This is a genomic window from Paenibacillus sp. FSL R10-2736 (assembly GCF_038000245.1).
In the GTDB taxonomy this organism is placed as follows: domain Bacteria; phylum Bacillota; class Bacilli; order Paenibacillales; family Paenibacillaceae; genus Paenibacillus_AQ; species Paenibacillus_AQ phytohabitans.
This window is the reverse complement of record NZ_JBBOBN010000002.1, coordinates 1,481,032-1,503,481: the sequence shown is the minus strand read 5'-3', so window position 1 is coordinate 1,503,481 and position 22,450 is coordinate 1,481,032. Positions and strand designations below refer to the sequence as shown.

Sequence of the window (22,450 nt, the reverse complement as noted above, 5' to 3'; positions counted from 1 at the left end):
CTCTTTTTCGGAAGTCACTTTCGTGATTTCCCACTCACTCGTTGTTCAGTTTTCAAAGATCAAGCTCGTCGTTAGCGCCGCTCACCGCGTCACCAGCAACTCTTATAATATATCACATCCAGCCGATCAATGCAAGCTCTTTTTTTCAACTTCTTTTCGAGCTCGGCGTTGATGTTTCGCGGCCAGAAATAGAATATATCATGTATAGAACTTCAATGCAAGCATTATTTTGAAACTATCTTGCATTACCTTGAACTCCAGGTTCTTCACGGATTGTGCCCCATAATGCATGGAGTGCGGCGGACCGCACTCACAGTACTCCTTCCGACACAATGTATCAGTTAATCCAACAGGATAGATAATATCTACAGAGTGAAAGCTTGTTCCTCTCTAGCAGATTTACGGCCTTAATTATCGTCCAATAGCTCTAGCACATCACGCCTCATGCTAAGCCGCCCTGTCTTAAGCGGAGTTCCCACACGGGCCAGCATCTGAATCGTCTGACCGGGAGCGGCATATTCGCGGTGAATCCCGCTGTACAATCTGCTCATCTCCGGATATTCCTCAAGCACCTGGCTTAATGGTTGCATAGCCAGCCCTTGAAGGTGGGCGGTCAAGGTTAACCGGCTGTAGAGCATGCCGCTCCGGATTTGGCTGACCCGGCTGTTGTCATTGCTGATAATTAGCATGTACGCGGGAGTACTCTTGACCGAAGCTGTTGTGGAGTTGATAAACTGCTTCGAAGCAGCTTTTCCTTCATTTAGGGATGGAAACAGAGTTACTGCACCCTGAAGGATATGTCGCATAATACCGCTAGTTCCTTGTCCTTCTACAGAGAATCCATCGCGGAATTGATTCTTCTCCCGTTCATTGGCGCGGAAGATCCTTGCGGATTCCTGCATCACAGAATCTACATCAGCCTCTATTACTGCCGCTTTCTCGGCGTAGTCTCCCAATATCTTCATATTGCCTGCATCCTGAACGATGTTCATTTTCAGCCCGCTGATATCATTAATACTCTGCAGTCCCTTCAATTGAACCGGGCTGAGCTTATCGGAAGTATAAGGTCCCCTATTGGTATCCGGCTGGAATAAATAATTGTAGAGCGGCGGCTGGCTCACCAGACTTATGCTATTGAGCGTAAGACGTGCAACCGGTTTGCTGGCCATACTCTCTTCCAGCCTGCTCTCATCATAGCCTCCCTCAGGAAACAGTTTGATGTCTACCTGATATCCAAGCTGTTGTCCTGCAATCCGTACATATTCCAGAAAGGTCCCCTGCGAAATCATTAACTGTCTTGCTTCAGGATCCACCGCCGGAGACAGGCGTCTGTTGTCAGCATATAGAGTAAACACTTTATCGTTCTTCTGATCCAGCTTGATTAACCAAGGCTGCATATTATGCCCGCTTGCGGCCAGCAGACCATGTGCGGCCAGTCTCAATCTGGGATCTGTCATAGCTGCGGAGTACCCTTGACTCCACGGCTGCAAATAATCCTGCTGCCTGAAGACTCCGCTAAGGAACATTAATAAGGCAAACACGGCAAGGACCAGCCCGGCAGTAAACGAAATAATTAGCTTCAATATTTTAAAACTCCTCTTTCCTTTCAATGGACCCCCTCCTCTAGACTTTTATAGACTCAACCATCAGATGGAAGGCTGCCATTACGAGCTCATCCGGTGTTGTCGAATGCATCTGCCTGAGATAATTCTCCTTCTTCCGGACCGTATTCAAAACACCGATCACACAAGACCACAGCACCAGCGCGGTTTGGACTGGATTCAGGCTTTTACGGATTACGCCCTCTTCTATCCCTTTGCGGGTTAGCCCGATTAAGTACTCTGTCATCGTCTCACCCAAGGCATAACATTCCTCTCTGGAAGCGTCCGTGATTCCCCTATCGAAGTCAATCTCTGCGGTCTCGTATTCCATAATGGCCTTGAAGTATTCCGGGTGCACTTTGCTGAAACGGTAAAAAACATTGCCCATTTGCATAAGGCTGTCTATGGCATTAGCGGTCTTCGTCTCGAGCATTTCCTGCTGAAGCATCCCTTGCATCAATCTATAGCCCCTGATCATGATCTCAAAGTAAAGCTGTTCCTTGCTGTTGAAATATACATATAGCGTTCTCTTGCTGAATTCCGCCGTTTTGGCAATGTCATCCATGGTCGTATTCTGATACCCTTTGGCAAAAAAGACTGTCTCCGCAGCTTTTATAATGTCGTTCCTGCGGAGCTCCTTCTCTTTCATTTTGCGTTCGCTGCTTCCCACAGTCTCGCCTCCTTTCAATCTGCACGGCAGTGCAGTCAAGTAAACTATTAGTTTACTTTGCGCTTCTTAGGGTCCTGATGTCTGTGAGGTTGGTTACATTCGAAAGAAACAAGCCATGCATGAGAAGGGTCCGAAGTGGATAAAGTAAACATACCAAACTTAAGCATCTGCTTTTAAAGCTATGCTTAACAACACTGAAGCTCATGATTCCGAAGTGGGTATTGATCGAAGTACATTCACCGAGGTTAAGCTGAGCAAACTATTAGGAGGACCGCCGCAATGGACACTCATGAATTCGTGGAGAAATTCCAGGAGAATCAGCGAAAGGCGCAGAAGAACAGAAACCGGGGCAAAGGAACACCGGGCGCACGCCTTGCGAACAAACAGCACAGCACCAATAAATAAGCTACAACATTCAGCCAGGAGCTGTATATCAAAAAGGGATGTCTGCAAGGACCAGTTCAGCTGGCTCTGCGGACATCCCTTTTTACTATAAGAACATTCTATAAATATGCTTCTGAAGATTTCTCTGTGTTCTATCTCTATAGAAGCAGTAGTGATTATTTATTCAACTTCGCAACGCTTACGGCTACTTTCTCCATTTGTGTTTTGCTGAGTGATTTATCCGGCGAACTGATGGTCACAAAACGGTCAGCCAGCGCAAAGGTCAGCATAGCCGTATCTGAAGGTGTGTACCATTTCGCTTCAGTTCCGTTGGATAGCTTCACGGTAGTTCCGTCATAATCGTAGGAATAATCACGCGGTGATACATTCACCCGCATTTTATTGAACAGGAAGCTCACGCCGTCATCGCCGCCTACAACCTTCTGGAACGCATCGCCGCTGATCATCTGTGCCGGAGCATAAGCGGTCTCGAAGCCTTCGAAGTTAGCGAACGCCTTGGTGATCTGTTCTTTTTGTGCTGCACTGTATTGTACTGCCGCCAAAGTGATAGCTGAACCGTTATCCGGTGTTGGAGTTGTCGTTCCGCTGCCCAGAATGACCTGGTTAGTAGAAGCATTGAATGTTACCGGCACCTTCAGTGCATCCGCCAGCGCCCGGACCGGAAGGTAAGTTGTATCATTATAAGTAATTGGTGACAGTGTTTTGCCATTGCCGTCTACCGGCGTGTAAGCCGCTCCGTTTACTTTGAAGCCGATGCTGTGGTTCAGGTACGCGCTGATCTTCTGCATATTCGTTCCTGCGTATACACCTGCTGAACCCGTAATAGCCATTCCGAATACCATGGTTGCTATGATCATTTTTTTGCTCTTCATTAATATCGTCTCCCTTGTGTGTGTTGTTGTAGTGTTCCTTGCTATAGATTCATTAAACCATTAACTTGTTTCTAACTTGTATCCGGATTGTAAAGAAGTAATTCCGAATCTGCACCAGGTGTTAACGGCTGTTCGGGACCGTAATCTGATACACCTCGGTGTACAGGACATCTCTAAACCGCTGGAATTCCTTCAGGGTAACTGGCCGGGGATAGGTCATGATGCGCAGCGGCAGGTCGGCTTGACCCGCGCGCAGCGGCGGCTGCACATAAGGGTAAGGATTCAGATAAAAGCCCAGCCGTTCATAGAATCCGATTCTCCGCTGTTCCATTTCCCCCTCAGGCGGCTCCACCTCCAGCACCACCGGCTTGTCCGATCGGCTAATATAGCGGTTCATCAGCTTCTTGCCGATTCCCCCGCCCCGTATATCCGGGTTAACGGCAATATGCTCAACAAACCGCAATTCAGGAAATTCCCAGACGGCCATGAAAGCGAGCGTCCGGTCCTCTGCATCCTTTTCGGTATACAGGTGATAATTCGGATTCGCCAGCAAGGCCCGCTGCCCGCTATAGGTTCTGATCTCACTTACCGGAAAAGAAGCTTCCATAATTGCGAATATCTCATCAAAGGTTGTTCCGCTGATTGGCGACTGATTGCTCATTTTCTGCTGCCCGCTTTCTGCTGTTTCTGTTGTGTGAAGCGTCTTGCTCTTTATTTTACCCGTAATTCCTGTATGAATAACTTCATGGGAAGCAACATTAGACATGTCTGGACCTGCTTATATAAAAAAGATGCCCGGAGGCATCATCTGAGGGTTGTTGCGGCTGCAGTTTATAATATACGTCCGGGCCTAGTCCATATTGGATAAATCATTCGCGGTCCCGGCCACATGCTCAAACGCCCGGCTTAACTCCTGCATGGATTGTCCCTGATGCTGTGAGAATGACATGATGTGCTGGATAGACTGGTCCATCTGCAGAATAGACTGCTTCATCCCTGCCAGCTGGCTGTGGATGTTCTTCACCAGTGCGTGGCTGTCATTAGCCAGCTTGCGGATTTCCGTCGCCACCACGCCGAATCCCCGTCCCTGCTCACCGGCTCTCGCCGCTTCAATTGCCGCATTAAGCCCGAGCATATGGGACTGGTCAGCGATCCGCTTGACGGTGGACAGAATCTCAAAGCTGCTCTCGATATCTTGAACCATAGAATTCGAGCTGCTCACCAATTCGTCCAGTCTTTGGGTAATTCCCATGGAGGAACGGGTCACTTCTTCGGAGGTCGCCGTCATTTCTTCCACCAGGGAGGACAATTCCTGTGCACCCTCCTGAAGCCTTGCCGCCTTGTGATTGGATACCATCGCTGCAATAACACCAATGACTTCACCCTCACGCATGACCGGGACTGCCGTTGAGAGATAGGATATGCCAAAAGCTTCCGGGCCTCGTTCCTCGCGCTGCACTTTGCCCGTCTCCAGAGCTGCATACGACACAGTACCTCTGAACTTCTCAATAGGTGCGCCTACCGGAACCTTAAGATCAATCTTCTCACCGGGAAGATAAGCAAGCACCTTGTCCGTATCCGCGAGCACCAGGGCAGCATCCTCGGGATACGTTTTCTGAATCATACTGAGCACATTCTGCAGCTGCCCAAGCTTATCCTCCTGTTTATCCTCCAGCATAACTATCGACCGCCTGTTCCGTAATTTTCAAATATTCAGGTCTGATTATATCACTTAATGAAAAGGGTAATTGAATTTTTCTGAAAATCATGTGGTTCTCCCCTTCAAGAGGAGAACGTTCAAAATAAAAGCTGTCACAGAACATTCTTCTGTACCGTTACGGTGATTTAGCATCTGGTACTAGGAGAACGTGCTATACTATATTTATCAGATACATCATCATGTTTGCATAGGAGAGGTTCAATTGGATAATCAACGCTGGATCGCACCTGAATTCTACAATCTCACTTCGGAAATGGAGCAGCATCCTGAAGATAAGATTGCCCTTAAATGGTTACAAGAGAACGGGGATTTCGAAGAAATCACCTATGGACGGCTTATGGCTCAGGCTAACCGTCTGGCTGGGGGGCTGTCAGGCCTCGGTCTTAAGCAAGGGGACCGTGTCCTGGTTATGGTACCACGCCGCATTATCGCCTACGTCATCTATCTGGCCTGCCTGAAGCTGGGACTTGCCGTTATCCCATCTTCTGAAATGCTGCGGGCCAAGGATCTGTCTTACCGGCTGCGCCATTCCGAAGCCCGCGCGGTCATTGTCTGGTCGGAGGTTACCGGTGAAGTGAACAAGATCGCCGAAGATCTGCCTGCACTGGACTATCGCCTGTCTGTCGGCGAAGCTGAGCTTGGCAACGGCTGGGTAGACCTGGAAGGCCTGATGGACGGACAATCCGACTCCTTCCCTGCGGTTGCCAGCCGCCGGGACGATATCGCCATCCTGGCCTATACTTCCGGTACAACCGGCAACCCGAAGGCCGTAGTCCATACCCACGGCTGGGGATATGCGCATCTGCGGATCACCTCTTCCCTCTGGCTGGATATCCGTGAATCGGATACCGTCTGGGCAACGGCCGCGCCGGGCTGGCAGAAGTGGATCTGGAGTCCATTCCTGACCGTACTCGGCAACGGGGCTACCGGCTTCGTCTATAATGGCCCTTTCCATCCGGACCGTTATCTTCAGCTGCTGCAGGATGAGAAGATCGGTGTATTGTGCTGCACACCTACAGAGTACCGTCTGATGGCCAAGACTGAAGGCCTCGCCCAGTACGATCTGTCGAATCTGCGTTGTGCGGTATCCGCCGGTGAGCCGTTGAATCAGGAAGTCATTCACACCTTCCAGCAGCACTTCGATATTACGATCCGCGACGGCTATGGACAAACAGAGAGCACCCTGATCATCGCTGCGCTGAAGGATGAGCCGATCCGTGTCGGCTCCATGGGCAAATCGATTGCTCCCGGTATTGTTGAAGTAATCGACGAGGAAGGACATCCGCTGCCTGCCGGGGTCGTAGGTGATATCGCCGTGCACCTGAGCATGCCTGCCCTGTTCCAGAATTACTACAAAGATCCGGAGCGCAAGGCAAACTGCTCGCACGGGGAGTATTTCGTAACCGGCGACCGGGCGCGCAAGGATGAGGACGGCTACTTCTGGTTCGAAGGCCGCGGGGATGATATCATCATCAGCTCTGGTTATACCATCGGACCGTTTGAAGTAGAAGAAGCATTAATGAAACATAATCTGGTCAAGGAATGCGCAGTGGTAGCCAGTCCTGACGAGATCCGCGGCTCGGTCGTCAAAGCTTTTGTCGTGCTCAAGGACGGCCATGCCGGCACACCGGAGCTGGCCAAAGAGCTGCAGTCCCATGTCAAGGAACAGACTGCACCTTACAAGTACCCGCGCAAAATCGAATTCATTACGGATCTGCCGAAGACGACCTCCGGCAAAATCCGCAGAATCGAGCTGCGTGAGCAGGAGAAGAAGGCTGCGCAAGAGTAGGCAGCAGCTTGGCCGGCAGCAGCAGGCTGGCTCCTGTTGACTGGAAGCACGCCGATAAGGCCAGTTCCTAATGAACTGGAGAAACAATAAAATCCCCGTTCCTACAGTGACGTAGGAACGGGGATTTTTGTGCTTTTACCTCAAGACAGCCTTAAGCTCTAACGAATACGAATCGAACCTTCCCGTCCCTGTATCCTTGTACCGCGTTTGCCGCTGGACAGAAGCAGCAACGCTGTATACAGAATGACAAGAATGAGTGTGGTAACCAGACTCCCTTCCAGGCCGAACTTGCCCCCGGTCAGCAGATCATTTCCTTGTAAGGATACCGAATAGATCCCTTTGGGCGTATTCCCGCTCACTGCAACGCCGTATATGTAGCCCTGGAACAGATTCCAGGAAACATGCAGCGCCATCGCAGCGTACAAATTACCTGTCCGGAGAGTCACCCAAGAGAAGATTAAAGCGATAATCACGATATTCAGTCCACTGATCCAGCTATATCCTGGATTCGCCATGTGGGCAAGCGAGAATAAGATGGAGGTCAGGCCCACTGCGGCCGGAATACCGAGCCTTGAGGACAGCAGATGCTGAAGGTATCCTCTGAAGATCACCTCTTCGCAGATTCCGGCCAGCAGTGCCGTAATCACAATATCCGCCGCATCGAGCTGTCCGAACCGGGGCTGTGACCACTCTCCCTGAACCACAGCATTCCCCAGACCCCATAGCACCAGCAGAACGGAGGATAGCAGCAGTGCTCCGCCTGCGAAGCCGGCAGCGAACCGCTTGCCGTCAGGCCTGGACAACCCTATGCTGGACAGCGGACGCTTATGTATTATTCGTACCGTATAACACACGACAATAAACGAATAGATGGCTGTAGATTTGAAGACACGCACCCAGCCGTCCGGATCGAATAGTCCTGTGGAACCCACACGCAGCGATAGACCAAAGGAGACAATTACCGTCAGAAGCGCAATAGCCCCGCCTACCCATAAAATCTCCCAGCCTGCTCTGAGCTGCCCGTTCCGGTTCCTGAATAGAAATTGCATGTGCAGTCACCCTTCCCTTCCTCATCCTCTCATCCTTTAGACGGACCGAAAGGGAAGGGCCCTGCAAAACAATTGAATATATGCAAAATAATCCAGAGCCGCAGCTGCTTATTCCGACCAGTACTTCGCATCCGGATTCAGTGCCGCGCCTACCTCGCCTTCCGTTACCAGATCGCAATCCAGGTAGCCCTCTTCATCCAGGAAATATACCTCCTGCTTATAGAATTCGCACAGGGTCTCCAGGAATTTCTCCGGTGAATCATACATGGTCATCAAATCGCCGTAGTCATGCAGCAGGTCGCATACCCGCTCGACCCCATCCTCAGACCGGTAGTAGCAGATAAAATCACTGCCGTAGTTAGTCAGCAGCGGCAGCACGACCCCGCCGCCGGCATAGCCCTTCTCCAGCAGGATGCTTGACAGTAGCGCCATTTCCTGGCCGTATTCCCCGATATGAATCAGCCGGTAGCCCGGAATGAATTCAACCAGGCTGGGGTCCTCTTCGCTGCTGCCCGTTCCCAGAACCGTGTCATAGATTGCCTGTAAAAGCGGAGGAACCTCGGGGGCATACTCTGAAATAGCGGCACTGCCTCCTGCCGGGGCCTTGCCCAGACTGGCGGTGTAGCCGGGCCGCAATTGCGCGGACAGCTCCAGGAATTCCTGAAATTTATGGGTAAGCATGAAATCATCCTTTTCTTGGATTAATATAGTGCGCCTGTATGAACATCATCGGTCATTTTATATACTTTGCGGCCAACGGTCTTGGCTTCTGCGAACATGGAGGTGATGACCTCCTGCACGGTGGTAATCTCACGTACCAGCCCGGCAATCTGGCCGGCCATTACCGAACCGTTCTCTGTATCCCCGTCACGGACCGCAAGACCCAGAGAGCCCATTGCCAGTGCCTCCAGCTCCTCTTTACCCGTCCCGCCATTCTCCAGCCTCATGTACTCCAGTGTCATACGGTTCTTAATGCTGCGCACAGGAACACCAAGCGAACGGCCGGTTACCAGCGTATCGCCGTCTTGTGCGGCAACAACCGCCTGCTTAAACTGCTCATGGGCCGGACATTCGATTGTCGCCAGGAAGCGTGTGCCCACCTGCACCCCTTGCGCTCCCAGTGCAAAAGCTGCCGCCGCTCCCCGGCCATCGGCGATTCCGCCGGCAGCAATGACGGGAATGGCTACAGCATCGGCAACCTGTGGAACAAGCACCATGGTTGTAGTCTCGCCCACATGACCGCCCGCCTCTGTGCCTTCGGCCACAATCGCGTCGACTCCCAGCGCCTCCATTTTCCGTGCAATCTGCACAGAAGGAACTACAGGAATGACCACTATACCTGCTGCCTTCCACATGGCCACATAATTCTTGGGCGAACCCGCTCCTGTGGTCACGACCTTAACGCCTTCGTCTATCACCAGTTGCGCCAGTTCATCCCGGTTGGGAGCCATCAGCATCAGGTTGACGCCGAAGGGCTTAGCCGTCAGGCTTTTACACTTATGAATTTCTTCCCGCAGCCGGTCCGCACTCATCCCGCCGGAGGCAATGACTCCCAGTCCCCCCGCATTCGACACCGCTGCTGCCAGTTCGGCGTAGGCAATCTGCGCCATGGCCCCCTGGATTATCGGATAGGTGATCCCCAGCATTCTTGCAATACTCATAATCCTTCCCCCTTATCACATCAAAAAGCGGATCGATAAGGAAGGCTCCCCCATCTCTCCGCTTGCTGCGCTCTACCTATTTGGTGGCCGAAACCCACATTTTCTCCAGCCATTCATCGAAATTCTCGCCCTTCTCGCCTTCATAGGCATCGTAGACGTCAACCCGCATCTTCTTCAGCTTCTCTTTGAATTCCTCGTAAGAATGGTCTTTCGGAAGACTCTTCTTAATCCGCAGAATAATCTTCGATACCCCTCTGAACAGCTCGGCCTTGTTCTTCGACGGAACCTTGACCTCTTCGCCGAAGGCTCTCAGCTTGTTGTATGCGGCTTCTTGAACGGTATATACAGGATCGCTGATCATCAGACGATTAAGGATATCAATAATTTGTTTGTGGTTGTAGCGGCCCAGCTCTTCCACTGCTTCAAGACGCGCTCTCCAATCCGCGGAGCGGCCGGCGGCTTTCTTCAGTTCCTCATAATTCTCTGGCAGCTCTTGGATTACTTCTTCATTATTCAAACGATACAATCCCCTTCTTGGTTAAATCTGATATATAGAACGTTTATCTTGCATAGTGCAATTCTACAGTACTGTACTCCTTGATTTCAATCTTTTGTACAAACATTCATGCGATTCCGGAGCAACCGGCAGCTCTTACTCATTTCCTCCGGCATTCTCCGCTTCAGCACCAGGAACAGCAGCAGGCTTGCCTGCCTCGATCAGCACCTTATTACCCAGCAGGAAAAAGCCTTGGATAAACAGCAGCATCCCCGTAATGATCAGCAGCCATTCAATCTGTATGAGATCGGCCAACGGTCCAAAGACCAGCATGCCCAGCGGCATCATCGAACTCGAAATCATGCCCAGCACCCCGAAGACCCGGCCCAGGTAATCCGGCTCCACCTTCTCCTGCAGCAGAACTGTGGAAGGGGTATTGAAGAACGGCAGCGCCAGTCCCACCAGCCCCATTACGGCAAGATAAATCCAGAAGACCGGAATTACACCCAGCGCAAACGTGCATAACCCGACGGCAAGGGCCGATAGGGTCATCGTATGAACCCGGTTCCGGAAACCCGGCCAGACGGCCATCAGCAGCCCGCCAAGCATCATCCCGATCGAGAACGTAATCTCAATGGCGGTCAGCCGCCAGATATCCCCGCCAAAGGTTCGCGTAACCTGCAGCGGAGTCAGAAACGATACCGGGGCCGCCAGCACAAAGAAAAAAGCACAGAAAATAAAAAAGCTTCTAATATAAGCATGCTGCCGGATATAGCTGAAGCCCTGGCGCAGATCACTCAAATAGCTGAGTGTCTGCTCTGCAGCAGCTTTGGCGTGAAGCGGCACCTGCACGAAGAAGAACATCGTCATAACTGCCACTGCAGCAGTAATCACATCGATGAAAAATATAATTTCAATACTCGCCATGCTCAGCAGGGCTCCGCTCAGCATCGGGGACAGCAGCATCACCATTGCCTGAATGCTGCCGTTGATTCCGCTGATCCGGGTCAGTTTGTCTTCCGGCACCAGCTGCGGCAGCATGGCTGCTACAGCCGGTGTCTGCACTCCGCCTCCAAGCGCCCGCAGGGCAGACACCACAAAAAGCAGCCACATCTGGTCGTACCCCAGCAGAAACAATATCGCCAGAACCAGCGTCGAAGCCGCAATAATGGAATCCGAGAGGACAATCAGCCATTTGCGGCTGTAACGGTCTGCCCAGACCCCCGCAAAGGGCGACAAGAGAAACATCGGCACAAATCCGCAGATAATCGCTAACGTCATCATTACTCCGGACTGTGTATTCAGGGTAATATACCAGAGAATCGCATACTGGACCAGTGAAGATCCGAACAGCGAGACGGTCTGGCTGGTAAGGAAAAAGGCAATATTTTTCTTCCAGTCAGTGTTCATTGTCAGGGGATTCCTCCTCTTTCTCAGCACTTTAGAGTCATATTCTAGCATAGTTTCCACAGCGCTACCTAATGGATTTTGACCAAGCAGGAACGGTTTGCCGTCCTTTTTCAGGGCGCTACCGTTTCAGCGGGAAAGATAAGGATAATTTATGCGCAGAGCATATAAATTCTTAGCTTTTAAATACATCTGCAAAAGTATAGTATGTAAAAACGAATCTGCAAGCAGTATAGGAGGTTACCATCAATGAAAGCCATCGCTATTCATGAGTTCGGCCCCGCCGGAAATTTAACAGAGATTGATATCCCCGTTCCCATTCCGGGTGAGCATGAAATTCTGATTGAAATGTATGCGACTTCTGTTAATCCGGCGGACTTGAAGGTCAGGGAGGGCTCATTGCCTGCTGGCAGCGGCCACACTGCCGCCTTTCCGCTGATCCCCGGAATAGACGTTGCCGGAGTGGTCGTGAGCACAGGCAGCAGAGTCAGCCGGTTCAAACCGGGTGATGCGGTGTTTGGGCTGATGCAGGTTAAGGAGGGCGGGGCCTACGCGGAATATGCATTGGCAAACGGCCAGGAGCTGGCGCCGATCCCTCCGGGGTTATCCTTTGAAGCAGCCGGCGTTCTGCCTGCTGCCGGACTTGCCGCCTGGCAGGCGCTGGCCAGTGCCAGGGTCTCCAGCCGGGACCGCGTGCTGGTTCACGACGGCGCGGGAGGTATCGGCAGCTTGGCTATCCAGCTTGCCAAGCTCCGTGGAGCTACCGTGATTACGACGGTAAGCGGTGATGAGCTTGATCTGGTCTGGGGCATCGGAGCCGACCAGGCGATAGACTCGCAAGAGCAGGATTTCGCCGCTATTCTCGGGCAGAGCATAGATGTTGTAATCGACACCGCCGGAGGTCTGATCCTGAACCGGAGCTTCGCGGTTCTCGCACCCGGCGGGAGGCTGATCTCCACTGCGGAGCGGCCTGACCCGGTACAAGCGGCGGCTGGGGACATCACTGCAGCGTACCTCACTCCCGCCGCCGACCCGTTCCAGTTAGCCGAGCTGGCCCGGCTGACGGCCGAGCGCCGGTTGAAGCTGCTAATCGGCCATTCCTTCCCGCTCACTGCAGAAGGACTGCGCAGCGCACATCTGCTGTGCGAAGGCCGGCAGATTCAGGGCAAAATCGCTATCACATTCAAATAACGGTCCCGCAATGCGCATGCCCGTTCATCTGATATAAGGCAAGGATACCTCCACTTCAAGACCATTTATGGGCTAAGTGGGGGGTAGTTGATTATAGAAATATTAGCCGTTTCATCACAAGTTCAAGCGGAGGAAATCCCGTATGGCCCAGATTCTCTCAATTCAGTTGAAATCCATGCACCAGCACGACCAGCAGTACAGCCACAAGAATGCCGGGCAGAAGGTTGGCTACCTTGATCTTGGTAATTCCCAGCAGATTCAGGCCGATCGCCATGATCATAATCCCTCCCGCTGCGGTCATCTCAGCAATACAGTCGTTCAGCAGCGCTTCAGGTACAAACCGGGTAATCTGTGTAGCAAGCAGAGCAATAATCCCTTCATATAGAACAACAGGGACCGCCGAGAACAGAACACCGACTCCCAGCGTCGAGGTCAGAATAATGGAAATGAATCCGTCCATAATCGCTTTGGTATATAGAATCTGATGATCACCTTTGATGCCGCTGTCCAGGGCTCCGAGAATGGCCATTGCACCCACCACAAACACCAGGCTTGCCGTGACGAATCCCAGCGAGATACTCCCCTGTCCGCCTGCCCCCACTCTACGCTCCAGCCAATTCCCTGCACGGGTGAACCTGTCTTCAATGTTGATCCATTCTCCGGCTACCGCCCCGATCACGAGGCTTAGAATGACGATCAGGAAATTCCCGCTTTTGAGGCCCATCTGCACCCCCAGCACAACAATTGCCAGCCCAATCCCGTTCATCACCGTATTCTTCATACTCTCCGGTATCCGTTCCAGCAGCTTGCCCAGCATTGTTCCGATAATAATAGCTGCTCCATTCACCAAAGCTCCCAACAGCACCATCGCTCAGCAGTTCCCCCAACTATAATTTCTCTCTTATCCTAGCATTATAGGGGTAACAGGCACTGTAGCGTCAAGAGTGTTGCCGGCTGAGCAGATGCATATGGCCCATCAGGATTACATCCCCAGATTAAATTGACAGATTTCTGCTAACGATGGTACGCTCACTAATATCATTCTCTAAATACAAGTAGAAACGGCCAGCCTTCCTGAGAAGGACGGTATCCGTTTCAGCGGGAAAGATAAGGACATTCTAATGCGTCAGGCATATATATTCTTATCTTTGAACAAATCCGGTGGATCTGTTCAAAGCCAAGTAAGGAGAGTCTCTATGAATGAACGGCCTACCCTCGATAAGGGGAGCTTATCTAAGGAAACATTACTTCTTCTTGCGCTTTTAACTTCTGAGAATATCAATGAAACGGTACACCAGAATCCGCAGCTGTTCACGGGCCTGGACTGGGATGTATTCTTGCGGCTTACCTTGCATCACCGGGTATACCCATATTTGTACCCCAAGCTCAGCCGGATGGATGGGGATGTGATTCCTGCCAGCGTCCTGGAGCGGATAAAAATGGAGTATCGCCGCAATACCGTCCAGATGCTTCAGCTCAGCGGTGAAATGAGTAACCTCGGCACTCAGCTGGCCGAATTGAATATCCGCTGCCTATTCCTCAAGGGTCCGGTGCTTGCGCAGGCGTTGTACGGAGATATCTCGCTGCGGACCTCACGGGACCTTGATTTCCTGGTGCCGATGGCGCAGCTGCAGGATACGGAAGCCCTGCTGATCCGTCTGGGGTATGTGAAGGAAGAAACGTTCGAGAGCATCCTCGGAGACTGGAAATGGCGCGAGCATCATACTACATTCAATCATCCGGTTAGTAAGATCAAGGCGGAGGTACACTGGAGATTAAGCCCGGGGCCGTCCAAAGAACCCGATTTCGATACCCTGTGGAAGCATGCGCGGACAAGCAGCCCATTCGGCCGCAACGTCCACTATCTGGGCCAGGAGGATCTGTTCCTGTTCCTGGCTGCCCATGGAGCCAGACATGGATGGTCCCGGCTGAGATGGCTGCTGGACATCAAAATGCTGCTGTTGCAGCAGCCCGACTTCGCTGTATTGACCCGCCTGCTGCGGCGCTACAATTACAGCGCCGTAGGCGGACAGGCACTTATTCTGGCAGCCAGTCTGCTGGAGGCGGAGATAGAGCCCGGATTGTCCGCTCTGACGGACCAACCCAAAGCCCGCAGATTAGCACAGCGCGCCCTGTTCTATGTGGCGCGGATGGTCAATCTGCACAACCCTCCGCTGGAGCCGGAGGTCGAGCGTCATTATAAATATTACCAGCCGGCGATTCTATCCCCCTGGCATCAGGTACTCTATGTAACCGGCTTTATGTACCCTTATGCAGCGGATGCGAAGACACTGCCGCTGCCGGAGGCGCTGCATTTCTTGTATTTCCCCCTCCGTCCTTTCCTGTGGAGCTGGCGGAAGGTAACGGGTGCAGAGAAACGGATATAGCGGGCGGGATGCGGGAACCGCACTTTCCTCAACAACCGCACGAGTTGCGGTCAATATCGGTCGATCGCTGGCGGGACTGGTCAGACTGGTCGGACTGGTCGGACTGCCGGGACTTGCGGGACTAACGGAATAAACACTTAAACACTTAAACACTTAAATCCTCACTTCTGATTGATTTCCGGCAGAATTGAGTCTCTTAAGTAAGCAATGCGGGCATAAATGTAACCTTAAATAAGCAATATAGGCATAAATGTTGTACGTTTTGCAACTTTGACTTCTGGATTGCAGGGTTTGCGGGAGGATTGTTGTACAAAATACAAGAATAATCCAACAAAGCCGCTTGAATAAGGTGAAATGCTGCATTTTGTACAACAATATTGGATTTGAGCCGGTAACATGAGGAAAATGTTGTATTCTGTGCAGGATTTTATAAAGTTACAGGTTCACTACCGCGAACAGGGGATGATTAGCGGAGGATTAGCGGAGGATTAGCGAAGGATTAGCGGATGAATCCAGAAATTCATACTACAGTTCATCAGCCATCCGGAAGTCCAAGATCACCGCAGTGATGTCCAGCGTAGGCTAAAGACAATATAGGGGAGGGGCTAATTAGCCCCTCCCCTATATTGCTTCTTCCTGCCCGCTAAGCAGACGGCTGAACATGCCGCCCTTCTCTGAAGCCAGGCCGCTGTATATTCCCTGCTGGATCACCCGTCCCTGGTCGATGACCAGAATCTGATCGGCTCCCCGGATGGTGGACAGGCGATGGGCAATGACGATGACCGTCACCGATGCCTTCAGCCGCTCCAGCGCCTCCTGAATCCGCTTCTCATTCTCGGTATCGAGCGCACTTGTCGCTTCATCAAGCACAAGGATGGACGGCTTGCGGATAATCGCGCGCGCCAGCACCAGACGCTGCCGTTCCCCGCCGGACAGGCGTACGCCGCGGTCGCCGAGCAGCGTATCCAGTCCGTCCGGCAGCTTGCGCACAAAGTCAGCCGATGACGCAAACTCCAGCGCCTCCCACAATTCCGCTTCCTCCGCATCCGGCTTGATCATCGTCAGATTGTCACGGATGGTCGCATTGTACAGAAAAGGGTCCTGCGCAACATACCCGATGGATCTCCGGTAGGACAGCAGCCTCTCACCTGTGATAGGCGCGCCGTCAGCCAGGATCTCTCCGGTCTCCGGCTGCATCAGTCCCATGAGCAGATCAACGAGCGTGCTCTTCCCGGCGCCCGAACGTCCGACTATGGCGGTCATCTTCCGGGCCGGAATCGAGACATTTACGTTCTGAAGCGAATATTCCGGTTCATGCGGATGATAGCGGAAGTCAACATTTCTGGCTTCAAGACCATGCTTCAAGATCATAGGGGCTACAGCTTCTCCGCCTTCCACCCGGTCATGCTCCACAGCGGCAAGACATTCGTCCTGCAGCAGCTGCAGCTGCTTGAAGGAGGGCAGTACGGAGGCTAGCTGCTCCATCAGCGACTGCAGGGTAGAGAATGTCGGCCACAGCCGGGTAAATACCAGAATAACCAGCAGCAGATTAGGACCCTCTGCTTGCATAAACCGGAAGGAGACAAAGATAAACACGGCAATCAGCAGTGTAGAGGACAACTTGTACAGCAGCTGTGAGTTCGAACGCAGGCGGGTATAGTCCAGCTGCTCCTGCTTCACCTCTCCGGTGAAGGCATGCAGCCACTCCAGCCGGGAATGCTCCAGATTATTGCTTTTGATATCCTTGATTCCGTTCAGCTGATCCGTAATTCCGCCCAAGTAGGTCTTGCCAAGCTCCGTGCTGCGGCTGCCCAGCTTCTTAGCCTTACGGATGAAGCGGCGGGAGAACAAGGACAACAGGACAGCGCAGACGAGTACGGAGAGCGTCATCTTGGGGGACAGCCAGAAGGCGAAGCCGATCTGCACCAGCGTGAACAGCAGCGAGGTAAGAAACTGCAGGAAGCAGCTGATGCCGGCAAGCACTCTGGCCAGCTCCGTGGTCATCACGTTGATCAGATCGGAGGTGCGCTTTTTCAGAAAAAAAGACCATTCGGCCCGCAGCAACGCGCTGTATACCTCATAACGCAGCTGTCTGCCGTAGGTCTGTTGAATCTCCACATTGCGGATGGCCACGGACCGTGAGATCAGATTCTGGCAGAGCACAATGAGCACATAACCGCCAAGCACCAGCAGGAGCGCTGTGGTCTGCGGCAGTTCGGAGATGAAGCCAAGCATCGGAAGATGAAGACCGGCGGTGGCTGTGCCGCCTAACTGAATACCAGCCATACCCAGCATAGGTACAAGCAGCAATATGGCAGAGCTCTCCAGCAGACCACTGATCACCATACCGGACAAATTGAGATATAGTTTAGCTCCCGACAAGCGCTGAAGCTGCCGGAAATAATAGATTATCGCTTGCATGGGCCCACCTCGATCACTCAGCTTGTAACACTTTGGCGAATTTCTCCACAACCACGAATCCCTGCATGGCATCATCACCGGAGACATAATACGCCCCGCTTCGCAGCCAGGCATGGGCAATCATCTGCCCCTGCTTATCCCGCGCCACCCCCATGTAGAGGGTGCTCTCAATCCCCCGCTTCTCCAGCATCTTCAGACCGGCTACGGCTCTTACCATACAGGTGCTTTTCCAGGGCGTATAGCGGCTGATCACCCGAATGGCCTTCGTGATCTGCTGAATGCGGGGAATATCCGTATCTTTGGATACCGCCGGAGTCTCCAGGGATTTCACCCCGAGCTGCGGAGCCGTCTTGGCAAAAGGAAACAGCAGCTGGATTCTAACCAGGAAAAGCCGCCATAACGCCTCAGGAATCAGCGCCAGCGCGGCTTTGTCATACTTCAGCAGTAAACCGATGCGCCGGAGGGTAATCATGGCCCGTTGACGATGGCGACGAGATCCTCATTCAGCAGATTCTGCACAAAATCAAATACATCCTGCTGTGCCAGCTCCGCCGGAACCTCAAAGATCTCCTGCATGATCTCGGCAATCCGGCGGATGGACACCGGTGAAGCCAGGGCTTCCCAGATCTCGCCCCCGACCTCGCCAAGGTTGTAATACTTACCGTTCTTCACATTCAGCATCACCTTCTCGCCATCCATGTCACTGGCGATATTGCCTTCCCGCTGAACCAGAACCGAATCAAGGGACAGGACTGCTGCTGTATCCATATTCATATTTTCATCTCCTTCACCTTTTGGGTAATCGTCTCAAAGATCAGCTCCGTCTGCTGCGGTGCACTGAAGCCCTGCTCCGGACGGGTCAGCCGGTACATCGGCAGCCGGTTAACGAATGAGGCCAGCATACCGAAATGCCATTCCCTGACCCCCATGGGGTCCACCAGCGCTTTTTGATAGGTATGATTATATAAGGTATGAAGCCGCTCCAAGCCGCTGATAGCCTCTACTGACACCGGCCCTTCCTGTACAGACAGTTCAAATATTCCTGCAAGCGGCAGCGGTTCAGCCTGGAACCGGTCATGAACGGGTATGGCAAACTTGGTCTCCCGCTTAAACAGCGGGCGGTACGCAGACGAATTCATTCCCAAATAGTCCAAGCTCTGCTGCCACAGCTTCTGCTGCGGATAACCTGGAACAGCTAATGGAGATCCATTATGCACCAACACGGGAATAACGTCGTCACTGACCAGGAGATGTCCCTGATCCATTAAATAGGAGGCAAGCGTAGACTTGCCCGCTCCCGAACGCCCGACCAGCGCGTATGCCTTATTCTCAAGAACAAGTGAGCTTCCATGAAGAGCCAATACGCCTTTTTGCATAAGAAGAACACCCATGCAGCTGCCCAGAATGAACAGGCGGATGCTATCCGGATCGGCATGGACTGCGGGAGATACGGTAATAGTGCTGCCATTCTGTATAGAAAATACGGCTGTGCCTTTAACCATGAACATCACTTCTTGCTCTGCCATACCCAGATTCGGTGAAATCTTCGGTATCGCCTCCCAGCGCTCGGACAAATCAGCCTCCACAACAGATACGCTGCCCAACCTTCCGGGCTGCTCCGTACGGGGAAGTTCCGGCAAGGGGAATTCGCTGAGAATTTGCAGACCAAAAGCCTTATACCCCAGGCATTGCACTGTGCTCGCCATACGGTTCACTCCACCTTTATCAATTTCACCCGGCTGCCTGCCGGTGATGTGAGGATAGCCCTTATCCCCCTCCAGCAAGCTAAGAGGGATGAGGGCTGGGATGTTGCCAAGCAAAACTAGGAGTGACTAACGATTTCTTCCGGATCCGATTGGAAGGAGTCGGCAATAGCGATCCCAGGTCCAGCCATAGTCATTTTAACATCCAGAACTTCCAATGCAGGCTTGCTGTATTCCTTTTTCATATTTGTCACCCCCTTTCAAGAAACATCCATCAGGTCACACGCTTCAGAAAGCGGTAGAACACCAGTCCTCTCGTAAGAAGGCGGAAATCCGTGTTGAATATTAATAATGGTGCGGGCTCACTACCCAGCCGGTCTAAACACCCGGCGAGCCCGGCATGATTCAAGTAAGAGGAAGTCCGGGGGTCCTGAAGCATCTCCCTTAGCTCCTGCAGGAACATCTGCCATTGGGGCAGCATACGTGTAATCCCATCTGCTCCCTGTATACCGCGCCGCGTCTGGTTTAGTCTGACCTTGTCCGGCAGCCGTCCTTCCATGGCCCGGCGGATTAACGACCGGTCCACTCCGTTCTGGACGTACTGCCCTTCAGGGACAGACAGACAGAAGTTGATGACACGCAGATCATTCGTAGGGTCACGATCCCATACCCTGTACTTCAGCGACAGCTTGGTAGCTGCCGTTCCATTCACATTCCAGATATGCGGCTGCTGGAAATGCTGTCTGCGGATATCGTATACCGTCTGGGAGGAAGCATCTCCTTCAAGCTCTCTCAGCTTCTCTTGCACCCCTGTCCGCCGTGCGAATTCAGGATGAATCAGCTCTAGAGGGGCCTCCTGCTTCCCGGAGATCAGCTGGCCAAGGCCGGGGAACACCTTGCGGCCGACAATCTTCAGCATTTTCTTGCGGCTTGCCCCCATCGAACGACTATAAAGCTTGTTCTCGCGGTAGAATGAAATCCAGTGAAATTCGCGCAGCAGCTTCGCCTGGTAATCCAGTGCAGGCCCCCAGGAGATACTCCAGTTGCCCCGTTGTCCGCTGAGCAGAACACCGGCGCCTTTCATTTGTGCTTGTTCATATATGCCTTTGAGCCAATAGGAATTCTCTATGAATTTGTAGGGCATCTCCATAATATCCAGCCATTCGTCAATTTCACCATAAGGGCTCCGGTCAGGAAAGTTCAAGAAGCTGGGCTGAATGTTCCCCACATGGTCGATGGTCTCTTGAATATATGGACGCTCATCGGTGACCCGCTGGCCCAGTTTAAAACCTGTAAAATTGTCCAGCGGATAAGAGCTGAATGTAAATAATGGCTTGCCGCGGCGGCGGAGCTCCTCTGCAGCAAAGCTGACCACTGAGCCGGAATCCAGTCCGCCGCTCAGATTGGCGCCTACGGCGAGATGGGTCCGCAGCCGGTCTCTGACTGCCTGCCCGAATACCTCACGGAACGCTTCCTCGTATTCGCCGTTGCCGCGAAGCCTTAATGGAGGCGGAGTCCGGAAGGTGTAATACTGGGAGAAGGAAACCCCCTTCGCGCTGACTGTAACCGAGTGGGAAGGCGGCAGCTGTTCCACCCCTTGATAAACCGTGGAGAACATATCTGCCACATCGTTCCGGGCCTGGCTCGCCAGATACTCTGAAATCCAGCCTTCGTTCAGACCCTGCTGACCATCAGGCAAGGCCAGCAAGGGATGAATTACGGTACAGAAGGAGAATTCTCTGCCGGAACGGCGAAAGTAAAGCGTCCGGTTACCCGAGAAATCCCTCGCCCCAAACAGCGTCCGCTTGCGCGCGTCCCAGATCATGAAGGCAAAGTCACCGACCAGATGAACCGGCGCCTCTCCCCCCCATTTCTCATAGGCCAAGAGAATCAGTAGACTGTCTGGAATGGAATCACGATCTTCCCGGACAACCTGAAGTTGTCCGAACAGTTCGCTGCGGTTATCAATGATTGCATCGGCCACAATCGCCAGCCCGCGTTCCGGATCATAATAGGGGAGAATCTCATTCCTTGACTGTGGGGTGATCCACTGCGAGCGGCAGCCGAGGAAAAGTCCCTCTGCCCTCCAGGCTCTGGCATCATCAGCCGGATAACGCTGCAGCTGCTGCATAAGGCGCGGACCCAGCTCCGGGTCCAGCGGCCCATGCTGCATAGAATAGATCCCGGCGATTGCGCTCATTGTACGACCTCCAGCTGTCTAAGAATTCGATATTCGTTCTTAATAATGAACACTTCTTACTATATAAGATAACGTTCTTTCCATTGATTGTGAATAGTACCAGAGAGTACTTTTAGGTAGCCTTTAGCGTATTGACTTATCAATAGTTATATGATATATAGCAGCTGAGTGAAGACCTATATAAGTTGCTATAAAAGTAGCTTCATTGAAAAGCTTCATTATATGCAGCTATATATAATACTCACGCTCAGACTACATATCTCTCTAGGAGCTGAACTTATGCCTATTCATCCGATTGACCCGATCCTCCTCTCCATGCCGGAGAGCTTTGTAAGCAGCCGCCTGCTGATCCGTGCCGCTCTATGGGGAGACGGCGCCGCTGTCAACGAAGCCGTCCGGGAGAGCACAGCCGAATTAAGCCCTTGGATGCCGTGGGCACAGCATATCCCGTCTGTGGAGGAATCCGAAGCCTCCATCCGGAAGTCACGGCTGCAATTTCTGGAACGCAAGGATATCCGGCTGCTGCTCGTGAATAAGAAGACCGGCCAGCTGGTCGGCAGCAGCGGCCTGCACCGGATCGACTGGCAGGTGCGGAAATTTGAAATCGGTTATTGGGTGCGCACCTCCTGCGCCGGACAAGGTTATATCACGGAAGCGGTGAGGGCAATTGCCGATTTCGCCGTACAGGAGCTGCAGGCGGCCCGGCTGGAGATCCGCTGTGATTCCCGCAATACACAGAGTGCGCGGGTGGCTGAACGTGCAGGCTTCACTCTGGAAGGCATTCTGCGTAATGACAAATTAGATGTACAAGGGGCCTTAAGAGACACCATGATTTATTCGAAGGTTCGCGGGGTTGAATATTACTGAAGGAGCAGGTG

The 22,450-nt window shown here is 52.5% G+C and carries 23 protein-coding genes; 6 read left to right on the top strand and 17 right to left on the bottom strand.

Going from position 1 to position 22,450, the window contains the following annotated elements; genetic code table 11:
• Positions 1–407: 407 nt before the first annotated feature.
• Both NSQ73_RS34585 and NSQ73_RS34580 read right to left on the bottom strand, forming a co-directional pair.
• A complete protein-coding gene (locus NSQ73_RS34585; protein ID WP_340990693.1) occupies positions 408–1,583 on the bottom strand; it encodes an Acg family FMN-binding oxidoreductase in 1,176 nt (391 codons plus the stop codon).
• Positions 1,584–1,623: 40 nt separating this feature from the next.
• The gene (locus NSQ73_RS34580) at positions 1,624–2,271 is read right to left on the bottom strand and encodes a TetR/AcrR family transcriptional regulator (RefSeq protein WP_340990692.1); all 648 of its coding nucleotides are present in this window, start codon (positions 2,269–2,271) and stop codon (positions 1,624–1,626) included.
• 279 nt (positions 2,272–2,550) lie between these two features.
• Between NSQ73_RS34580 and NSQ73_RS34575 the strand changes: the two genes are divergently transcribed.
• Positions 2,551–2,676, top strand: coding sequence for a DUF4023 family protein (locus tag NSQ73_RS34575; protein WP_083442743.1), 126 nt, complete (start codon positions 2,551–2,553; stop codon positions 2,674–2,676).
• Between the two features lie 155 nt (positions 2,677–2,831).
• Here the strand turns inward: NSQ73_RS34575 and NSQ73_RS34570 are convergent, their stop codons facing one another.
• From NSQ73_RS34570 to NSQ73_RS34560, 3 genes are all read right to left on the bottom strand, one after another.
• Positions 2,832–3,548 carry a stalk domain-containing protein gene (locus NSQ73_RS34570; RefSeq protein WP_340990691.1) on the bottom strand — a complete coding sequence of 239 codons (717 nt, stop codon included), beginning with the start codon at positions 3,546–3,548 and terminating at the stop codon, positions 2,832–2,834.
• A gap of 121 nt (positions 3,549–3,669) precedes the next feature.
• Positions 3,670–4,209, bottom strand: coding sequence for a GNAT family N-acetyltransferase (locus NSQ73_RS34565; protein WP_340990733.1), 540 nt, complete (start codon positions 4,207–4,209; stop codon positions 3,670–3,672).
• Positions 4,210–4,398: 189 nt separating this feature from the next.
• Positions 4,399–5,226 carry a methyl-accepting chemotaxis protein gene (locus tag NSQ73_RS34560; RefSeq protein ID WP_047013995.1) on the bottom strand — a complete coding sequence of 276 codons (828 nt, stop codon included), beginning with the start codon at positions 5,224–5,226 and terminating at the stop codon, positions 4,399–4,401.
• A 295-nt stretch (positions 5,227–5,521) separates the two neighbouring features.
• Here NSQ73_RS34560 and NSQ73_RS34555 point away from each other — a divergent pair, with 295 nt between their 5' ends.
• On the top strand, positions 5,522–7,057 hold the full coding sequence (locus NSQ73_RS34555; RefSeq protein ID WP_047013997.1) for an acyl-CoA synthetase: 1,536 nt from the start codon (positions 5,522–5,524) through the stop codon (positions 7,055–7,057).
• Between the two features lie 158 nt (positions 7,058–7,215).
• Here the strand turns inward: NSQ73_RS34555 and NSQ73_RS34550 are convergent, their stop codons facing one another.
• From NSQ73_RS34550 to NSQ73_RS34530, 5 genes are all read right to left on the bottom strand, one after another.
• A complete protein-coding gene (locus NSQ73_RS34550) occupies positions 7,216–8,106 on the bottom strand; it encodes a CPBP family intramembrane glutamic endopeptidase (RefSeq protein WP_340990690.1) in 891 nt (296 codons plus the stop codon).
• A 108-nt stretch (positions 8,107–8,214) separates the two neighbouring features.
• Positions 8,215–8,787, bottom strand: coding sequence for a hypothetical protein (locus tag NSQ73_RS34545; RefSeq protein WP_340990689.1), 573 nt, complete (start codon positions 8,785–8,787; stop codon positions 8,215–8,217).
• 20 nt (positions 8,788–8,807) lie between these two features.
• A complete protein-coding gene (locus NSQ73_RS34540) occupies positions 8,808–9,767 on the bottom strand; it encodes a DUF561 domain-containing protein (protein WP_340990688.1) in 960 nt (319 codons plus the stop codon).
• Positions 9,768–9,843: 76 nt separating this feature from the next.
• Positions 9,844–10,284 (bottom strand): HEAT repeat domain-containing protein, encoded by a 441-nt coding sequence (locus tag NSQ73_RS34535; RefSeq protein WP_042133669.1) that lies wholly within the window; start codon positions 10,282–10,284, stop codon positions 9,844–9,846.
• Positions 10,285–10,419: 135 nt separating this feature from the next.
• Positions 10,420–11,673: an MFS transporter gene (locus NSQ73_RS34530; protein ID WP_039306503.1), complete on the bottom strand. Its 1,254-nt coding sequence runs from the start codon at positions 11,671–11,673 to the stop codon at positions 10,420–10,422.
• A gap of 246 nt (positions 11,674–11,919) precedes the next feature.
• On the opposite strand from NSQ73_RS34530, the gene NSQ73_RS34525 reads away from it, so the two are divergent.
• A complete protein-coding gene (locus tag NSQ73_RS34525; protein WP_340990687.1) occupies positions 11,920–12,861 on the top strand; it encodes an NADP-dependent oxidoreductase in 942 nt (313 codons plus the stop codon).
• 157 nt (positions 12,862–13,018) lie between these two features.
• Here NSQ73_RS34525 and NSQ73_RS34520 read toward each other — a convergent pair whose 3' ends face one another.
• A complete protein-coding gene (locus NSQ73_RS34520) occupies positions 13,019–13,729 on the bottom strand; it encodes a DUF554 domain-containing protein (RefSeq protein WP_042133665.1) in 711 nt (236 codons plus the stop codon).
• A gap of 328 nt (positions 13,730–14,057) precedes the next feature.
• Here NSQ73_RS34520 and NSQ73_RS34515 point away from each other — a divergent pair, with 328 nt between their 5' ends.
• A complete protein-coding gene (locus NSQ73_RS34515) occupies positions 14,058–15,248 on the top strand; it encodes a nucleotidyltransferase domain-containing protein (protein WP_340990686.1) in 1,191 nt (396 codons plus the stop codon).
• Positions 15,229–15,381: a hypothetical protein gene (locus NSQ73_RS34510; RefSeq protein ID WP_156118524.1), complete on the top strand. Its 153-nt coding sequence runs from the start codon at positions 15,229–15,231 to the stop codon at positions 15,379–15,381. The genes NSQ73_RS34515 and NSQ73_RS34510 overlap by 20 nt, the downstream gene beginning before the upstream one ends.
• Positions 15,382–15,869: 488 nt before the next feature.
• On the opposite strand, the gene NSQ73_RS34505 is transcribed toward NSQ73_RS34510, so the two are convergent.
• The 6 genes from NSQ73_RS34505 to NSQ73_RS34480 form a co-directional block, all read right to left on the bottom strand.
• The gene (locus NSQ73_RS34505; RefSeq protein ID WP_340990685.1) at positions 15,870–17,669 is read right to left on the bottom strand and encodes an ABC transporter ATP-binding protein; all 1,800 of its coding nucleotides are present in this window, start codon (positions 17,667–17,669) and stop codon (positions 15,870–15,872) included.
• 13 nt (positions 17,670–17,682) lie between these two features.
• The gene (locus NSQ73_RS34500; RefSeq protein WP_042133659.1) at positions 17,683–18,141 is read right to left on the bottom strand and encodes a lasso peptide biosynthesis B2 protein; all 459 of its coding nucleotides are present in this window, start codon (positions 18,139–18,141) and stop codon (positions 17,683–17,685) included.
• Entirely contained in the window at positions 18,138–18,437 is a 300-nt protein-coding gene (locus NSQ73_RS34495) for a lasso peptide biosynthesis PqqD family chaperone (protein ID WP_042140743.1), read from the bottom strand. Before NSQ73_RS34495 ends, NSQ73_RS34500 begins: the two co-directional genes overlap by 4 nt.
• 2 nt (positions 18,438–18,439) lie before the next feature.
• On the bottom strand, positions 18,440–19,375 hold the full coding sequence (locus NSQ73_RS34490; RefSeq protein ID WP_340990684.1) for an aldolase: 936 nt from the start codon (positions 19,373–19,375) through the stop codon (positions 18,440–18,442).
• A 116-nt stretch (positions 19,376–19,491) separates the two neighbouring features.
• Complete coding sequence (locus NSQ73_RS34485; RefSeq protein ID WP_039306512.1) at positions 19,492–19,617, bottom strand: paeninodin family lasso peptide; 126 nt, start codon at positions 19,615–19,617, stop codon at positions 19,492–19,494.
• 29 nt (positions 19,618–19,646) lie between these two features.
• On the bottom strand, positions 19,647–21,572 hold the full coding sequence (locus NSQ73_RS34480) for an asparagine synthase-related protein (RefSeq protein ID WP_340990683.1): 1,926 nt from the start codon (positions 21,570–21,572) through the stop codon (positions 19,647–19,649).
• Positions 21,573–21,851: 279 nt separating this feature from the next.
• On the opposite strand from NSQ73_RS34480, the gene NSQ73_RS34475 reads away from it, so the two are divergent.
• A complete protein-coding gene (locus tag NSQ73_RS34475) occupies positions 21,852–22,439 on the top strand; it encodes a GNAT family N-acetyltransferase (protein ID WP_340990682.1) in 588 nt (195 codons plus the stop codon).
• The last annotated feature ends 11 nt before the right edge of the window (positions 22,440–22,450 follow it).

What these genes read in the sequence shown, in the direction of transcription:
- NSQ73_RS34570 (WP_340990691.1), bottom strand. Translation starts at nt 3,548, where the DNA reads ATGAAGAGCAAAAAAATGATCATAGCAACCATGGTATTCGGAATGGCT.
- NSQ73_RS34540 (WP_340990688.1), bottom strand. Translation starts at nt 9,767, where the DNA reads ATGAGTATTGCAAGAATGCTGGGGATCACCTATCCGATAATCCAGGGG.
- NSQ73_RS34505 (WP_340990685.1), bottom strand. Translation starts at nt 17,669, where the DNA reads ATGCAAGCGATAATCTATTATTTCCGGCAGCTTCAGCGCTTGTCGGGA.
- NSQ73_RS34575 (WP_083442743.1), top strand. Translation starts at nt 2,551, where the DNA reads ATGGACACTCATGAATTCGTGGAGAAATTCCAGGAGAATCAGCGAAAG.
- NSQ73_RS34545 (WP_340990689.1), bottom strand. Translation starts at nt 8,787, where the DNA reads ATGCTTACCCATAAATTTCAGGAATTCCTGGAGCTGTCCGCGCAATTG.
- NSQ73_RS34490 (WP_340990684.1), bottom strand. Translation starts at nt 19,375, where the DNA reads ATGGCGAGCACAGTGCAATGCCTGGGGTATAAGGCTTTTGGTCTGCAA.
- NSQ73_RS34530 (WP_039306503.1), bottom strand. Translation starts at nt 11,673, where the DNA reads ATGAACACTGACTGGAAGAAAAATATTGCCTTTTTCCTTACCAGCCAG.
- NSQ73_RS34515 (WP_340990686.1), top strand. Translation starts at nt 14,058, where the DNA reads ATGAATGAACGGCCTACCCTCGATAAGGGGAGCTTATCTAAGGAAACA.
- NSQ73_RS34500 (WP_042133659.1), bottom strand. Translation starts at nt 18,141, where the DNA reads ATGATTACCCTCCGGCGCATCGGTTTACTGCTGAAGTATGACAAAGCC.
- NSQ73_RS34560 (WP_047013995.1), bottom strand. Translation starts at nt 5,226, where the DNA reads ATGCTGGAGGATAAACAGGAGGATAAGCTTGGGCAGCTGCAGAATGTG.
- NSQ73_RS34525 (WP_340990687.1), top strand. Translation starts at nt 11,920, where the DNA reads ATGAAAGCCATCGCTATTCATGAGTTCGGCCCCGCCGGAAATTTAACA.
- NSQ73_RS34555 (WP_047013997.1), top strand. Translation starts at nt 5,522, where the DNA reads ATGGAGCAGCATCCTGAAGATAAGATTGCCCTTAAATGGTTACAAGAG.
- NSQ73_RS34495 (WP_042140743.1), bottom strand. Translation starts at nt 18,437, where the DNA reads ATGGATACAGCAGCAGTCCTGTCCCTTGATTCGGTTCTGGTTCAGCGG.
- NSQ73_RS34480 (WP_340990683.1), bottom strand. Translation starts at nt 21,572, where the DNA reads ATGAGCGCAATCGCCGGGATCTATTCTATGCAGCATGGGCCGCTGGAC.
- NSQ73_RS34475 (WP_340990682.1), top strand. Translation starts at nt 21,852, where the DNA reads ATGCCTATTCATCCGATTGACCCGATCCTCCTCTCCATGCCGGAGAGC.
- NSQ73_RS34520 (WP_042133665.1), bottom strand. Translation starts at nt 13,729, where the DNA reads ATGGTGCTGTTGGGAGCTTTGGTGAATGGAGCAGCTATTATTATCGGA.
- NSQ73_RS34565 (WP_340990733.1), bottom strand. Translation starts at nt 4,209, where the DNA reads ATGAGCAATCAGTCGCCAATCAGCGGAACAACCTTTGATGAGATATTC.
- NSQ73_RS34485 (WP_039306512.1), bottom strand. Translation starts at nt 19,617, where the DNA reads ATGAAAAAGGAATACAGCAAGCCTGCATTGGAAGTTCTGGATGTTAAA.
- NSQ73_RS34550 (WP_340990690.1), bottom strand. Translation starts at nt 8,106, where the DNA reads ATGCAATTTCTATTCAGGAACCGGAACGGGCAGCTCAGAGCAGGCTGG.